Raw genomic sequence first — 15,782 nt, forward strand, 5'->3', positions numbered from 1 at the left:
GAACCCCTTGCACCCGATCGTGGAGACCATTCACGATTGGCGCCAGACTGCGGCCTGAAGGGTGTGAATCCTAGACCGTCGCACGGAAGGCGAGGGGATGTTGCAGCCAAAGCAAGTTATGTCGATGGTGCGCCTGCAAAGATGCGATTGGGGCAGCGCGGCGATTGCAGCCGGTCACCTTGCTGCGGAGGTGGCGCTGAATATGCCGGCTGCGCCAGGTGACTCCTGTTGTGAAAACCCAGGCCCAAGGCATTGAAGAAGTCGCCATCGCCCAGCCGGCGGTTGGCTCGCCAGCGGCTGGTGCTGACGACCGCGGCACTCATAGGCGACAGGCGGCTGCGTGAAGCACGGGGCGCGTTGCGCGATGCCGTGCTGGCCGCTCGCGCGCGATTTTTTCCTCGTCGGACCACGGCCTCCAGCAGGAATGGCAGTGGTGGCATGGAACAGTGATGCAATTTGCGCGGCGCTGCGCAAATTGCCGGTCAGGTTGCGACTGTTTTCCTGGCCGAGGGAGCACGACAACTCGGCCGATCAGCCGGAGGGGGCGATGGTCGTCCTCGAAACCTTCAAGCATGCAAACCTGCGCTCGAAGGAGAAGCTGCTGCGGGGGATATTATGCCGGGCTCTCGGAATGACCGGAAGCAGCAGGCCAAGGAGTCGGCGAAGGCGTGCCATTCATGCGCTCAGGCAGAACTCACTCATCGCATTTGATGCCAGCCTTCTTTGGCTTAGACGGGGCTGAACCCTCTGCCAGACTACAACTGTAACTTCATATTGGTTCAGCAGGTCAAGCTTCGGTGGTAACCTCATTGGGTAGAGAAACGACTTTGGAGGCCGAGGAATGGATCGCGATAATAAACCGGCACGCGCAGTTGCAAGTTCATCCCAAGGCGGGGGGAGACGCAGTGGTCTCCTGGACCTTCCGGAGGGGCCATTGAGCGATGTTGCAGAACGGCTGGTAACCGCTAACCCGCGCGATACAGCGCGAAATCTTGGGGGCTTCAAAGACCTCGGGACGCAAGCGCGAACAGCCGTTCGGGGCACTCAACCCGGGCCAGAAACTGACCTCGCGAAATTTGAAAGGCGAGCCAATCAACTCGGACAATCATCCATCGAGCTGGCCGGGAAATTGACAGCCGAATTGGGGTATCAACCGGATAACGTAGCATTGCAGCAAGTCAGAGCGGTCGGTAGTATAGCCAATTACATAACGCCACAGATGCAAGATGCTGTTGTTAATCGCATTGGCAACATGGACCCAATGGGGCAAGCTGCTGGAGTTATGGTTGTGGCGGAAAACTTCAGTAAGTTTAATGACCAAAATAAATCTCGCATTTTTGAGCAGGCCATCGACTTGGCTGCGGATCCTCATAATCACCACATGGTCAAGGAGACCGCACAAAATGCCATTATCGCCGTGTATCATGAATTAGACGCAAATCAACAGGCGCAAGCTAGCTCACTTCCCCACCTGCATGGTCTGTTGCAGAACATGCCTCGGCCGCAGCGTGCAGCAGAGGAACGGACTGCGAATCTGGACGGCCACATAGCAGGTATTGAGGCTGCAGTCCGTGATACAGTAGGTGCGCAAATCTCCCATGAACAGCTGCAGCGGGGTGGTCAACTCGGGCAGTCCATAAGCCACGCCTACAATCACGCCCGCGAGGATCTAATGGCTGCCTCCAGAAGCAGAGATCGCTCGGGCCGTTGAGGTCTCGGCCATGGTACAGTGACGCCTTCTCTCCCGAATTCCGTTCACGGCCTTGCCGTTTCAATTCGCTGTCCGTTGACGTACCTGCTTAGTGTAACTTTCAAAAACCACGGCTGCGGGTGGTGCGATGCAAGCGTCGCACCACCCGCTGCGGCATCGATCTGTCGAATGGCGACATCGCGCGCGACGTCGGTTCGGTGTCTGAAGCAAGCGCAGCATTAGCTACGGCTAATCGGCAATGGAACAATGCCTTCAACAAAAACGACGCCCCCTAACATAGCCGTTAGCATCGCCTGCTCACTCGCCTTGGGCTTCTGTGCGGCAAGTCTGTACGCAACCTTCCGCCACGGCGTTGGCGGCGAGGCTCTGATGACGTTTGATGTCCGTGCCTTTTGGTTTGAGACGCCCTTCTATCTGGGTTTCGCAACCCCCGTTTTCTATCGGGGCGCGGCTATCGTGCTCTCGACATCCGCGGTGGTCTTGCTGATTCAGCAGATCGTATTGCGCCGCAAGCTCGAACACCACGGGACGGCTCGTTGGGCTCGAGTGGATGAAATGCGACGCACCGGATATCTGCGACGATACCGTGGCGTGACAGGCCCGGTATTTGGGAAGACGAGTGGCCCTTTCTGGCCTGGCTACTACCTGACCAATGGCGAGCAGCCTCACAGCCTCATCGTTGCACCGACCCGCGCTGGCAAGGGCGTCGGCATAGTCATTCCAACGCTACTTACATTCAAAGGCTCAGTGATAGCTCTGGATGTCAAAGGGGAGCTCTTTGAGCTCACCTCGAGGGCGCGCAAAACCGCAGGCGACGACGTGTTCAAATTCGCGCCGCTGGATTCGGAGCGGCGCACAAACTGCTACAATCCGCTGTTGGATCTTATAGCGCTGCCGCCACAGCAGCAATTCACCGAGGCCCGCCGCTTGGCCGCAAACCTGATTACGGCCAAGGGGGAGGGCGCGGAAGGTTTCGTCAGCGGCGCGCGAGATATCTTTGTCGCGGGGATCCTCGCCTGCATCGAGCGGGGCACGCCAACAATCGGCGCCGTCTATGATCTCTTCGCCCAGCCGGGGGAGAAGTTTAAGCTCTTCGCGCGACTCGCCATGGAGACCCGGAACAAAGAGGCACAACGCATATTCGACGACATGGCGGGGAACGACACGAAAATCCTGACCTCCTACACTTCCGTGCTCGGCGATGGCGGGCTCAATCTGTGGGCGGATCCCGCTGTAAAGGCAGCTACAAGTCGCTCGGACTTTTCGGTCTATGATCTTCGCCGTCGCAGAACGTGCATCTATCTTTGCGTTGGTCCGAACGATCTTGAGGTGATCGCGCCTTTGATACGCTTGTTTTTTCAACAAATCGTTTCAATTCTGCAGCGGTCGCTCCCCCGCCGGGATGAAAAGAACGAGGTTCTCTTTCTGCTCGATGAGTTCAAGCACTTGGGTAAGCTGGAGGCGATCGAAACCGCTATTACGACTATTGCTGGCTACAAGGGGCGTTTCATGCTCATCATCCAAAGCCTTTCGGCACTGACGGGGGCTTATGGAGAGGCTGGCAAGCAGAACTTTCTCAGCAATACCGGACTGCAAGTGTTCATGGCCACGGCCGATGACGAGACTCCGAACTACATTTCCAAAGCCATCGGTGAATACACGTTTGAAGCCAAATCAATTTCCTACAGCCAGGCGCGAACCTTCGACTGGAACATTCAGAATTCGCATCAAGGTGCACCGCTGTTGCGTCCCGAACAGGTTCGGCTGCTCGATGACGACTACGAGATTGTTCTCATCAAAGGTCTGCCACCATTGCAATTGAGGAAGGTGCGATATTTTTCGGACCGCATTCTGAAACGCATCTTTGAAAGCCAGACAGGCGCCCTCCCGGAGCCGGCACCCTTGACGATAGCAGACGAGGGGCTCTCGGCAGAATCTCAACTCGATGAGCCGCTGCGTGGATTAGCGCAGAACTTTGACGATACAATTTGATGTGAGGCTAGTGTGGACCCGCGAAATAGTAATCCATCCCGTGTAAGAGCTTCGTCGCAGGTGCAGGACGCCAGCTTGGAAGAGGGGCAAGCGGGCCAGGCCCGGCAAGTGGGCGATGAGCAGCACCTTGCCGAGGCCCGGAGGCTGTTCGATCAAGCTGACGAGTCGCCAACCAATCCAGAGGAGGTTCTGCGACTGGAACAGGCGTTGAGCGAAGTGCTGTTGAGCGAAGTGCTTCAGCGACGGCAGGATGATCACGCCGCCTCGTCTCTTTTCAGCGACCTAGGGATGCCCGCTGGACCGGGTGACCTCAACAGCATCGTGGCCGACGCTTTTGCAGCGGCCGGCTCTAAGCACGCCGGAGTTGAGGCCGCCACCCCGCCAGTGTTAGCCAGCCAACAGCAGATCGGACCCTCGCCGGATGCGGTTGACCAAGGCACCCACTGGCCACCCCAGTGGGTCATCGTCAACAATGAACATTCCACGGCGCTGGTGTGGCGAGCGGAGAGCCAGAGGGGCCTGAATGCGCCGCAAGCCGTTGCCATTCAGCAGCAGCCGAGCGAAATCGGCAATTCAGGCGGCCGCGTGCCGATGCAGCCCGCCATGCAGCAGTTGGGTGAATTGCCATTGGCAGGGGTACCCGTTCAAGGGACATGGTCCGAACACATCGGAAGGCTGCATGCTCAGGCCGCGCCCTCCGCAAGGTCTGAGGCACCCCCGCTGCGATCGAGGACACCATAAACGTCTCATTCGCCGTCCCAAAAGGCTTCTCCCATGGGACTCAACGCGTCCCAGACGCGATGCTCTCTTTCGTGGATCGCCAAGACCCCTTGCCGAATGCGGGCCAGGCCCGGCAAGTGAGCTTTGAGCAGCACGTGGCCGAGCCGCGCCGAGCCGAACCTGTCGCGAGTGGCGCCCGTGCTACCGGCTATCCCCATCTGTCCGAGGAACACCGGGACCTTATTGATAAAGCGATCGCCCACGCTGCCGCTCAGAAAAAATATGGCGAGGGCACGGTCCAAAAATACACGTCTGCACTTCGCCGATTGGCAAATGATCTCGGCGCTCGTAGCCAGGCGACTGACCTAAAAAATCACCAATCCCTGGTCGATCACGTCGCTGCTTTCTTTCCGAAAAACGACGAAATGAAGAGGGCGTTGAACGCCCTGCGTGCCTATCATGAGCCGGGCTATTCATCGACTGCCGGTGCCCCGGCTAACCGCTATCCCCATCTGTCCGACGAACACCGGGACGTGATTGATAAGGCGATCGCCCACGCTGCGACTCAGCAACACCATAGCGAGAGCACGCTCCGAATATACTCGTCTGCGCTTCGCCGGTTGGCGAATGATCTCGGCGCTCGTGGCCAAGCGACTGATCTAAAAAATCACCGATCCCTGGTCGATCACGTCGATGCTTTCTTTCCGAAAAACACTGGCATAAAGGATATAAAGCCGGCGTTGAACGTCCTGCGTGCGTATCATGAGCCGGGCTATTCAGCGTCTGGCCGATGGCCAGTGCCGGTGCCCTCAAAGGCAGACGCGCATGTCTTGGAACAACTGACCAGTGACAGCAGCTTGGCCTCAAGCACTCGTGCTGACTATGGTCTTAGTCTTCGCAGATTTTCTGAGGCGCTTGAGAGTCAGGGCCTGACGATCTCTGGGCTGGATCATGACTCGCGGATCAAATTCGCCGAGGGGTTGTTTCCAGGCAGCCGCAATCTCCGCTTGGCTCTGGAACGGGTTCGCGATGCGGAGCCCGCGTCGGACAGGATCGTGACGGACGCTTTGGCAGCCACCGGCTCTGGGCACGCCGGAGTTCAGGCCGCCGCCCCGCCAGTCCTAGCTGCCAGCCAACAGCAGATCCGGCCCTGGCCGGATGCGCTTGACCAGGGCAACCACCTGGCACCCGAGCGGGTCATCATCAACAATGAACATTCCACGGCGCTGTTGCGGCCAGCGGAGAGGCAGAGGGCCCTGAATACGCCGCAAGCCGCCGCCATTCAGCAGCCGCTGAGCGAAATCGACAATTCAGCCGGCCTCGTGCCGATGCAGCCCCCGTGCAGAAGTTGGGTGAATTGCCATTGCAAGGGCTACCGGTTCAAGGGACATGGTCCGAACACATCGGAAGGCTGCATGCGGAGGCCGCGCCCTCCGCAAGGTCGGAGGCGCCCCCCGCTGCGGTCGAGGACTTCATATTCGCCGTCCCTGAAGGCTTTTCCCCAGACGCGATGCTCTCTTCCTTGGACCATTATGGCCTCTTGCCGGATGCGGAAAAGCCGGAATGGAACTACGAGATTAAGGGTCACGGCTACACCGCCGAGAGGCCGGAAGGGCGCAACGACCTTTGGCTCGTTGATCGCGGTCCGCTGAGTGAAGCTGCAGCGGCAGCAGTACCGGCAAGGGCTCCAGAACCCGCCTCGCCAGCGACCGCCAGGCTGTCAGACACCTATCGCGGTGTTCCGGTAGTCGATCTGACCACCTCCTCCGACGCACGGATCGCAGCGCTTCCGTCAGGCTCGTCCAACCTCCCCGAGGGGGCGGTGCTCGGCGCCGACCTGCTGAGCGACGCCCATATCCACAGGGATTACCGGTTGCTGGAGCAGGACCTGCAGCAGGCCCACCCAGCGCTCGCCGCCCGAACGCGGTTCGTGGATCCCTTGGTCTCCCAGCAACTGCGCCGTCCCGACCGGGACGCGCAACATACGGTGCTGTCCATCTATCATCAAAACGACGTCGCAGCCGACTTCGTGTTCCTGCCGGTGAACAGTGGCAATCCCATGGCTATGGCGGAGAATGATGGACGCACCGAGCATTGGTCGCTGCTGCTCGTTGATCGCCGCGACCCGGAAAGAGCGGTCGCCTATCACTACGACTCCATCCATCAGCCCGATGGACGGGGATACAATGACGCGCCTGCACGAGAGCTCGCAACAAGACTGGACGCGACCACCGTGGTGACACCCGCCATGGCCCGGCAGAACAACGGTGTTGATTGCGGCGTCTTCGTGGTGGACGGCACGCGCGCGCTGGTTCAGAGATTGGCGAACCAAGAGTGGCCGGAACGGCAGCGGCCGCTGCACCTCGACGACCTCGTGGCCGATCGGCAGGCGCTGCAAAACCGACTGAGGCTGGGCCGCTTGCCGCACGAGCTTGCCGCAATCCCCGCCGACGCTTTTGCAGCAGCCGGGTCGCAGGTGCAACAAGCCGTGTTGCAAGAGCAGCAAGCCCGACAAGTCGCGCCAGCGCCGTTTGAACGGCGCTTGGGCAGGACTCGCGAGGCCCTGGACGAGCTGACGAGTACACCTGACAGGAGCAACCGCGTGAACACCGGGGGCGTCATCATCAACAATGAACATTACACAGCGCTGTTGAGACCGGCGAAGAGGCAGAGGGGCCTGAATACGCCGCAAGCCGTTGCCATTCAGCAGCAGCCGAGCGAAATCGGCAATTCAGGCGGCCGCGTGCCGATGCAGCCCGCCATGCAGCAGTTGGGTGAATTGCCATTGGCAGGGGTACCCGTTCAAGGGACATGGTCCGAACACATCGGAAGGCTGCATGCTCAGGCCGCGCCCTCCGCAAGGTCTGAGGCACCCCCGCTGCGATCGAGGACTCCATAAACGTCTCATTCGCCGTCCCAAAAGGCTTCTCCCATGGGACTCAACGCGTCCCAGACGCGATGCTCTCTTTCGTGGATCGCCAAGACCCCTTGCCGAATGCGGGCCAGGCCCGGCAAGTGAGCTTTGAGCAGCACGTGGCCGAGCCGCGCCGAGCCGAACCTGTCGCGAGTGGCGCCCGTGCTACCCGCTATCATCCCCATCTGTCCGACGAACACCGGGACCTTATTGATAAGGCGATCGCCCACGCTGCGGCTCAGAAAACATTTAGCGAGAGCACGGCCCGAAAATACAGGTATTCACTTCGCCGATTGGCAAATGATCTCGGCGCTCGTGGCCAAGCGACTGATCTAAAAAATCACCAATCCCTGGTCGATCACGTCGATGCTTTCCTTCCGCAAGACAATGATATAAAGACGGCGTTGAACGTCCTGCGTGCGTATCATGAGCCAGGCTATTCAGCTACTCGCGGGTGGCGAGTGCCGGAGCCCTCAAAGGCAGACGCGCATGTCTTGGAACAACTAGCCAGTGGCCGCAGGTTGAATCCAAGAACCCTTGGTGTCTATGGTCGTCCTCTTCGCAGATTTTCTGAGGCGCTTGAGAGTCAGGGCCTGACGATCTCTGGGCTGGATCATGATTCGCGGATCAAACTCGCCGAGACGTTGTTTCCAGGCAACAGCAGTCTCCTCTTCGCGTTGAAACGGGTTCGCAATGCGGAACCCGCGTCAGACAGGATCATGGCGGACGCTTTCGCAGCGGCCGGCTCTGGGCACGCCGGAGTTGAGGCCGCCGCCCCTCCAGCGTTAGCTGCCAGCCAACACCGGCCCTGGCCCGATGCGCTTGACCAGGGCAACCACCTGGCACCCGAGCGGGTCATCATCAACAATGAACATTCCACGGCGCTGTTGCGGCCAGCGGAGAGGCAGAGGGCCCTGAATACGCCGCAAGCCGCCGCCATTCAGCAGCCGCCGAGCGAAATCGGCAATTCAGCCGGCCTCGTGCCGATGCAGCCCCCCATGCAGCAATTGGGTGAATTGCCATTGGCAGGGGTACCCGTTCAAGGCACAGGGGCCGAACACATCGGAAGGCTGCATGCGGAGGCCGCGCCCTCCGCAAGGTCGGAGGCGCCCCCCGCTGCGGTCGAGGACTTCATAAACATCCCGTTCGCCGTCCCCGAAGGCTTTTCCCATGGGACTCAACCCGTCCCAGATGCGATGCTCTCTTCCTTGTACAATTATGGCCTCTTGCCGGACGCGGACCAGTCGGAATGGAACTACGAGATTAAAGGTCACGGCTACACCGCCCGGAGGCCAGAGGGAGGCAACGACGTTTGGCTTGTCCATCGCGGTCCGCTGAGTGAAGCTGCAGCGGCAGCAGTACCGGCAAGGGCTCCAGAACCCGCCTCGCCAGCGACCGCCAGGCTGTCAGACACCTATCGCGGTGTTCCGGTAGTCGATCTGACCACCTCCTCCGACGCACGGATCGCAGCGCTTCCGTCAGGCTCGTCCAACCTCCCCGAGGGGGCGGTGCTCGGCGCCGACCTGCTGAGCGACGCCCATATCCACAGGGATTACCGGTTGCTGGAGCAGGACCTGCAGCAGGCCCACCCAGCGCTCGCCGCCCGAACGCGGTTCGTGGATCCCTTGGTCTCCCAGCAACTGCGCCGTCCCGACCGGGACGCGCAACATACGGTGCTGTCCATCTATCATCAAAACGACGTCGCAGCCGACTTCGTGTTCCTGCCGGTGAACAGTGGCAATCCCATGGCTATGGCGGAGAATGATGGACGCACCGAGCATTGGTCGCTGCTGCTCGTTGATCGCCGCGACCCGGAAAGAGCGGTCGCCTATCACTACGACTCCATCCATCAGCCCGATGGACGGGGATACAATGACGCGCCTGCACGAGAGCTCGCAACAAGACTGGACGCGACCACCGTGGTGACACCCGCCATGGCCCGGCAGAACAACGGTGTTGATTGCGGCGTCTTCGTGGTGGACGGCACGCGCGCGCTGGTTCAGAGATTGGCGAACCAAGAGTGGCCGGAACGGCAGCGGCCGCTGCACCTCGACGACCTCGTGGCCGATCGGCAGGCGCTGCAAAACCGACTGAGGCTGGGCCGCTTGCCGCACGAGCTTGCCGCAATCCCCGCCGACGCTTTTGCAGCAGCCGGGTCGCAGGTGCAACAAGCCGTGTTGCAAGAGCAGCAAGCCCGACAAGTCGCGCCAGCACCGTTTGAACGGCGCTTGGGCAGGACTCGCGAGGCCCAGGACGAGCTGACGAGTACACCTGACAGGAGCAACCGCGTGAACACCGGGGGCATCATCATCAACAATGAACATTACACAGCGCTGTTGAGACCGGCGAAGAGGCAGAGGACTGATGATCCGCAAAGCCTCGCCATGGGGCGGCAGCCGAGCGAAGCAACCACGACGTCCATCAGGCAAGCCTCCGATCAAGCCCGAGCGGACCTGATGGCCTCCTTCAGAAGCAGAGAGCGCTCCGACGCGGGGCGGTGAGCTCGATGGCGGATGAAGCAGAACAGCTCTTTTTGTAACGGTGAGGCTGTTGCAAGGCGATTTTAGGCTTGGAACTCGCCGATCCGCAGTCAGGGCGCTGAGCGGATCGCCGACCTTAATAAGACGGAGGACGGTGTCCCCGCGACCGCATCGGCCGATGAACGCCGGGCGACGCGTCAGGAAAATAGCCGCGCTAGACTAGTGTCGCCGATCTTGAACCTTGGCTGCGCGAAAGCCCTGCCTGTCGGTCAGAAGACCAAGCGTGCCAAGGCAATCCGCTACATGGTCTCACGCCGGGAAGGCCTTACACGCTTCCTTGACGATGGTCGCATGGAGATCGGCAGCAACACCATCGAGCGCTCAGTCGCCCGATCGGGCTCTTCGCTGGCTCGAACGGCGTCCCGAACACCGGGCAGTCAGATCGACGACCTGCCCCTTGGGCTTACACTGGGACGCCCGCGAGCTAAAGGCCGTGGCCGGAGAACAACGCTTACGCTTGATCAGCCTCATCAGCTATCCACAAATAGCTCCTTTCACGCGGCCAAGGTGCCTCCGTAGCTTACGTCTACGTCAGCGTTGAAGAAGTACCCCGCACCACGACACGTCTTGACCAGGCGAGGATTGGCCGCATCAGCCTCCAGCTTTCGGCGCAATCGCAAGACCAGGACATCGATACTTCGATCGTAGACCTCTTCTCCACGCACGCGGCTCGCGAGCAAAAGCCGTTCTCTGGATAATACGCTGCGGGGGTTCTCCAGGAACGCGATCAAGAGGTTGAACTCACATGCGGTAAGCTTGACTTCTCCACGCTCTGCACAGATCAGCCGCCGCTGCTTGACACTGAGCTTCCAGGCTCCAAACCGAAATGAGCGATGATCTTTGGTTCGCGGACTGGAGATTCGCTGGCGCAGCGCTACGCGAATGCGGGCCAGGAACTCGCGCATCCCGAAAGGCTTGGGAATGAAATCGGTTGCGCCGAGCTCCAGTGCGACCACTTTTTCCGCCTCATCAAACCGGTCGCCGCTGATCACTATGATGGGTAAATCCGATTTTGTCGCTAGATTGCGGACGATCGCAAGCCCATCCTCCCGGCCCAGATTGAGGTCAACAACCACGAGGTCGACTGGCTCATGGGATAGAACGTGGTTGAACTGCTTGCTATCGTTGACTGCGGTCACCTTCAAGGCATGCATCATGAGATACTCAGCGATGAGGCGCCGCATTGCGGCATCATCGTCAATGACAAGAACATGTTTCAACGGCTCACCTTCAATCTTGAATCCCCTGTTTTAAGCTGTTGCCGAGCAACCCTGGGTCACCGACGCAGAACAGCTGCTCCTTGCTACCACTCGCCGTAGCGTGCGGCCAATGTGAGGCGTTGCTCGTCCTCGTCTTCTCATCCAAAGCCAATTGACCGCATCAAGGGCGACCAGACGGATCCAAGCTCGGCCCCGGAAACCGCCAATGGCGTGGGGTTTTGTGCCGGACTGTGCATGATCCCCGTTGGCAGTGCGCCCGAGCAATTGACTAGGCTCGCATCAGGCTGGGCTGCGCCGCTGCGTCTTCGAATTGACCCTCGCGCCCCGCGGATTTGCGCCTTCCGCCTGCTTTGCGGACGAGTTCGCGGTCAAATCGATGACCTGACCGTGTGGGGCTGCTCATGGCAGTCTCTTAAAGCAATGGCAGCATACCGCACGTGGCAGCTTGGCGTCCTCCCGTTCGATCGGGCCGACGGTATCCTCAGCCTGGACAACCCGCCGAGCTTCCATTTGCCTTTGACCAAGCGCCCGCAGACGATCCATCATCCATGACGCCGAAGCCGCGGTTTACGGTCCAGGAGCAACGGACGACCGGGACGGGCAAATCCGCACACGACTCATCATATCAAGATGCTTTGATCGGGCCAGGGCCACCCCGCGCATGCGCAAGATGCTCACCCACGCTGACACGAACAAGGTCTTTGTTTCAGTTGAAGCCGAAAGGCTGAACTTGAACATCACACAGTAACAAACCTCCGCGATAAGCGCGTGCCGGACAGGGCCAGAACCCGCCCGGCGGCTTGGAAAGGTAGGTGAAAGGAAATGTTTATTGCAGTTTGGCCGCTGGCCATTGTCCTGTTGACATCCATGTCGCTCCCAGCCGAGCCCGCGCCACTTTCGCCCCGTGAGTTCCACAGCCTATCGCGCAAATGCGCTCCCTGGGTTGCGCCGTCCACCCTCGCAGCGATTGCCAAGATTGAAAGTGGCTTTGAAACGCTGGTGGCTCATGACAACACCACAGGCGAGCAGCTTCGCTGGATAGACCACCTGCAAGCCACGCGGGGCATCAAGGACCGCCTCGAAGCACAACATTCTGTCGATGTTGGATTGATGCAGATAAACAGCAAGAACTTTCCCATGCTCAATCTCACGCCGGAAAAGGCTTTCGAGCCCTGCGCCTCGCTTTCGGCTGCTGCACACCTGCTTGAGAGCCGGTATGTCGGCGGGACGACTGCACCGGCGCAGCAACTGTCGCTACGCCGTGCCATCTCGGCCTATAACACGGGCGACGTCACGCGTGGCTTCGCCAACGGTTATGTACGCAAGGTCGAGTCGGCCGCAAAGGACATGTCAAGTCAGCTTGAGCGAACGCTGGAGCCGACCGCCCGAGATGCGCCACACCTTGAGGAACTCGGTCGCAAAGCCGTGCCGCCTCTGCTCCAACGGAGCCAACAGGCCAGTAGAAAGCAGCCCAACCAAAATTCCTGGGACATCTGGGGCTCCTATCAGCCAAACCGCTCCGGGGCCGATCCCTTCGGTCCGACAGGCAGCCAGACTGCGCAAGAGCGGGAACCCTCGAACCCGAACAAACTCGTATTCGATTGAATCATGGAGATACAATGATGAAGCCACTCAAAATACTTCGTGCGCTTAGAACGCGTGTTCCTTCGCCTTTTTCCATGCTGCGCATGGCGGCTGAATACGTACCGGCCGCTGCTGCGGGCGTCGCGTGGACGGTCTTCTCCAGCGGGCCAGCCGCGGCCCAGGTGACCGGAGGGACGGATCCTGCCAAGATGGTCCAGAATATCTGCGCCTTCATACTTGGCCCCTTCGGACAATCGCTGGCCGTGCTCGGACTCGTGGCCATCGGTATCTCCTGGATGTTCGGTCGTGCTTCACTTGGCCTGGTTGCGGGCGTCGTTGGAGGAATCGTCATCATGTTTGGCGCCAGCTTCCTGGGCAAGGCGCTCATAGGCGGCGGCTGATGAGCGACCGGTTGGAAGTGAGCACCCTCTATGTGGCGGCGACACGTCCCGCACTTTTTCTGGGGGTGCCGCTGACGCTCGCCGGAGCGCTCATGATGTTGGCGGGGCTCGTCATTATCCTCCTTAAGAACCCACTTTATGAAGTCGTGCTCGTGCCACTCTGGTTCGGAGCACGGCTGATTGTTGAGCGTGACTATAACGCCGCAAGCGTGGTGTTCCTCTATTTGCAGACCGCCGGCAGAAGCGTGGACGGACAGGTCTGGGGCGGCGCGAGCGTCAGCGCCAATCCGATCAGAGTGCCAAAACGCGGAAGAGGAATGGTGTGATGTTTGGTGCCGGTGGCCGGACCGAGAGATCTGGCGAGATCTACCTTCCGTATGTCGGTCATCTAAGCGATCAAGTTGTCCTTCTGGAGGACGGGTCGATCATGGCCATGGGACATTTGAATGGACTGCCCTTTGATTTGGAAGACGCTGAGATGCGCAACTCGCGCTGCCGCGCGTTCAACACTCTATTGCGCAACATCGCCGACGACAATGTCACGCTGTACGCACATCTCGTGCGAAACAACGATGTGCCGGAGACAGCATCGCGCCAATTTCAAAGTGCATTCGCTGGCAGTCTGAGCGAGGCCTATGAGACCCGTGTGCTGTCGGGCAAGCTCTTTCGCAACGATCACTTCCTCACTCTCGTCGTGTTCCCCCGCACCGCAATCGGCAAGATCGGCTGGCGCGTTGCCAAATCCCCCAGGCGCAATGACAACGATCTGGCCACACAAATTCGAAGCCTGGAGGACCTCTGGCAGATCATTGTTGGGTCACTGGGCAGTTACGGTCTGCGCCGGTTGGGTATCCGTGAGAAAGGCAACGTGCTCTTCACGGAAATCGGTGAGGCGCTTCGGCTGATAATGACGTGCCGGTTTCTTCCGGTTCCGATGGTTACCGGCTCACTTGGCGCCTCGATCTACACTGACCAGGTCATCTGCGGGAAGCGGGCGCTTGAAATTCGACGACCCGGGGGCAGCTCCGTGGGATCATTGTTTTCGTTCCGTGAATATCCGGCGACGACGCGGCCAGGCATGCTGAATCCCTTGCTGTCCGCCAACTTCCCGCTTGTCCTCAGCCAGAGCTTTTCCTTCCTCACTCGGCCACAAGCTCATGCGAAGCTTAGCCTTAAGTCCAGCCAGATGACGAGCGCCGGCGACAAGGCTCTCACCCAGATCAGTGAACTTGCCGAGGCAGAGGACGCCCTGGCAAGCAACGAGTTCGTCATGGGTTCGCATCATTTGAGCCTGTGCGTCTATGCCGACAGCCTTAATAGCCTTGCAGATCGCGCAGCAAATGCGCGCGCAAGGCTGGCTGACGCAGGCGCCGTTATCGTTCAAGAAGGTATCGGCATGGAGGCCGCCTACTGGTCTCAGCTTCCGGGGAACAGCAGGTGGCGCACACGCCCCGGGGCGATCACCTCGCATAACTTTGCCGGGCTGGTCTCTTTTGAAAACTTCCCAAGCGGTTCCACTTCCGGCCACTGGGGCAAAGCTGTTGCGCGCTTTCGCACGAACGGTGGAACTTCTTTCGACTACATCCCCCATGAGAATGACGTCGGCATGACGGCGATATTCGGACCCGTCGGCAAAGGCAAGACGACGCTGATGACCTTTATCCTCGCGATGCTTGAGCAAAGCGTGGTCGATCGCGATGGTGCCATCGTCTTTTTCGATAAGGACCGGGGTGGTGAACTGCTGGTGCGAGCCACCGGAGGGACATATCTAGCGTTGCGCAGAGGCGCTCCGAGCGGCTTGGCCCCTCTGCGTGGACTGGACAACACCTCCGCCTCATTGGACTTTCTGCGCGAATGGTCGGTGGCTCTAATCGAGAGTGACGGCCGTGGCCCGATCTCGCCGGAGGAAAGCCGTCGACTAGAACGTGGCATTGTTCGTCAACTTTCGTTCGAACCCGTCATGCGCTCAATTGCGGGCCTGCGCGAATTCCTGCTGCACGGCCCTTCCGAGGGCGCAGGAGCGCGGCTGCAGCGGTGGTGTAGAGGAAATGCGCTTGGATGGGCCTTTGACGGAGATGTCGACGAAGTGAGGCTGGATGCCTCCATCACAGGCTTCGACATGACACAGCTCCTGGAATTTGAGGAGGTCTGTGCGCCGGCCGCCGCATATCTTCTGCACCGCGTGGGCGCTGTTGTCGATGGTCGTCGGTTCGTCATGAGCTGCGACGAATTTCGCTTCTATCTGCTCAACCCCCAATTCTCCGCTGTGATCGACAAGTTCTTGCTCACCGTTCGCAAGAACAACGGGATGTTGATACTCGCAACGCAGCAGCCTGAACACGTGCTTGAATCGCCGCTCGGAGCCAGTCTCGTTGCACAATGCATGACGAAGATTTTCTACCCATCACCGACGGCGGACCGGGCAGCTTATGTCGATGGCTTGAAGTGCACCACGCAGGAGTTCGAGGCAATCCGCCAGGGAATGGCAATTGGCAGCCGCAAGTTTTTGCTCAAGCGCGACAGCGGGAGTGTTGTTTGCGAATTCGATCTTGGCCAGATGCGCGAGTATGTCGCCGTACTCTCGGGGCGGGCCAACACCGTACGCTTTGCCGACCAGCTTCGTGACCAGCACGGAGATGCCCCAAGCGGGTGGCTCGACAAGTTCATGGCTCGCTACCACGAAGTTCAAGACTGACGGAG

8 protein-coding genes and 1 pseudogene are annotated in these 15,782 nt (G+C 59.8%); 8 read left to right on the plus strand and 1 reads right to left on the minus strand.

Annotated features, from left to right (window positions below):
• The first annotated feature begins 934 nt into the window (after positions 1 to 934).
• The 4 genes and pseudogenes from ACIU1A_RS02380 to ACIU1A_RS02395 all read left to right on the plus strand — a co-directional run bounded on the left by ACIU1A_RS02380 (position 935) and on the right by ACIU1A_RS02395 (position 10,396).
• On the plus strand, positions 935 to 1,711 hold the full coding sequence (locus ACIU1A_RS02380; protein ID WP_404926469.1) for a hypothetical protein: 777 nt from the start codon (positions 935 to 937) through the stop codon (positions 1,709 to 1,711).
• A 246-nt stretch (positions 1,712 to 1,957) separates the two neighbouring features.
• Positions 1,958 to 3,703 (plus strand): type IV secretion system ATPase VirD4, encoded by a 1,746-nt coding sequence (gene virD4 / locus ACIU1A_RS02385; RefSeq protein WP_404926471.1) that lies wholly within the window; start codon positions 1,958 to 1,960, stop codon positions 3,701 to 3,703.
• Positions 3,704 to 3,715: 12 nt separating this feature from the next.
• Positions 3,716 to 9,838: pseudogene (locus ACIU1A_RS02390) on the plus strand (Ulp1 family isopeptidase).
• A gap of 81 nt (positions 9,839 to 9,919) precedes the next feature.
• On the plus strand, positions 9,920 to 10,396 hold the full coding sequence (locus ACIU1A_RS02395; RefSeq protein ID WP_404927827.1) for a transposase: 477 nt from the start codon (positions 9,920 to 9,922) through the stop codon (positions 10,394 to 10,396).
• Here the strand turns inward: ACIU1A_RS02395 and ACIU1A_RS02400 are convergent.
• A complete protein-coding gene (locus tag ACIU1A_RS02400; RefSeq protein WP_404926472.1) occupies positions 10,372 to 11,097 on the minus strand; it encodes a response regulator in 726 nt (241 codons plus the stop codon). The two genes, ACIU1A_RS02395 and ACIU1A_RS02400, sit on opposite strands and share 25 nt — an antisense overlap.
• 822 nt (positions 11,098 to 11,919) lie before the next feature.
• On the opposite strand from ACIU1A_RS02400, the gene ACIU1A_RS02405 reads away from it, so the two are divergent.
• The 4 genes from ACIU1A_RS02405 to ACIU1A_RS02420 all read left to right on the plus strand — a co-directional run bounded on the left by ACIU1A_RS02405 (position 11,920) and on the right by ACIU1A_RS02420 (position 15,777).
• Positions 11,920 to 12,702, plus strand: a complete 783-nt coding sequence (locus tag ACIU1A_RS02405) for a type IV secretion system lytic transglycosylase VirB1 (RefSeq protein ID WP_404926473.1) — start codon at positions 11,920 to 11,922, stop codon at positions 12,700 to 12,702.
• 74 nt (positions 12,703 to 12,776) lie between these two features.
• A complete protein-coding gene (gene virB2, locus ACIU1A_RS02410; protein WP_404927828.1) occupies positions 12,777 to 13,082 on the plus strand; it encodes a pilin major subunit VirB2 in 306 nt (101 codons plus the stop codon).
• Positions 13,082 to 13,408, plus strand: a complete 327-nt coding sequence (locus ACIU1A_RS02415; RefSeq protein ID WP_404926474.1) for a type IV secretion system protein VirB3 — start codon at positions 13,082 to 13,084, stop codon at positions 13,406 to 13,408. The genes virB2 and ACIU1A_RS02415 overlap by 1 nt, the downstream gene beginning before the upstream one ends.
• A complete protein-coding gene (locus ACIU1A_RS02420; RefSeq protein ID WP_404926475.1) occupies positions 13,408 to 15,777 on the plus strand; it encodes a VirB4 family type IV secretion/conjugal transfer ATPase in 2,370 nt (789 codons plus the stop codon). Before ACIU1A_RS02415 ends, ACIU1A_RS02420 begins: the two co-directional genes overlap by 1 nt.
• Positions 15,778 to 15,782 lie beyond the last annotated feature (5 nt).

Source organism: Mesorhizobium maamorense, assembly GCF_044998965.1.
Lineage (GTDB): Bacteria > Pseudomonadota > Alphaproteobacteria > Rhizobiales > Rhizobiaceae > Mesorhizobium.

Bases quoted from the DNA above. Each gene is read 5' to 3' on its own strand.
- ACIU1A_RS02420 (WP_404926475.1), top strand. From the start codon at position 13,408: ATGTTTGGTGCCGGTGGCCGGACCGAGAGATCTGGCGAGATCTACCTT.
- ACIU1A_RS02405 (WP_404926473.1), top strand. From the start codon at position 11,920: ATGTTTATTGCAGTTTGGCCGCTGGCCATTGTCCTGTTGACATCCATG.
- virD4 (WP_404926471.1), top strand. From the start codon at position 1,958: ATGCCTTCAACAAAAACGACGCCCCCTAACATAGCCGTTAGCATCGCC.
- ACIU1A_RS02415 (WP_404926474.1), top strand. From the start codon at position 13,082: ATGAGCGACCGGTTGGAAGTGAGCACCCTCTATGTGGCGGCGACACGT.
- virB2 (WP_404927828.1), top strand. From the start codon at position 12,777: ATGCTGCGCATGGCGGCTGAATACGTACCGGCCGCTGCTGCGGGCGTC.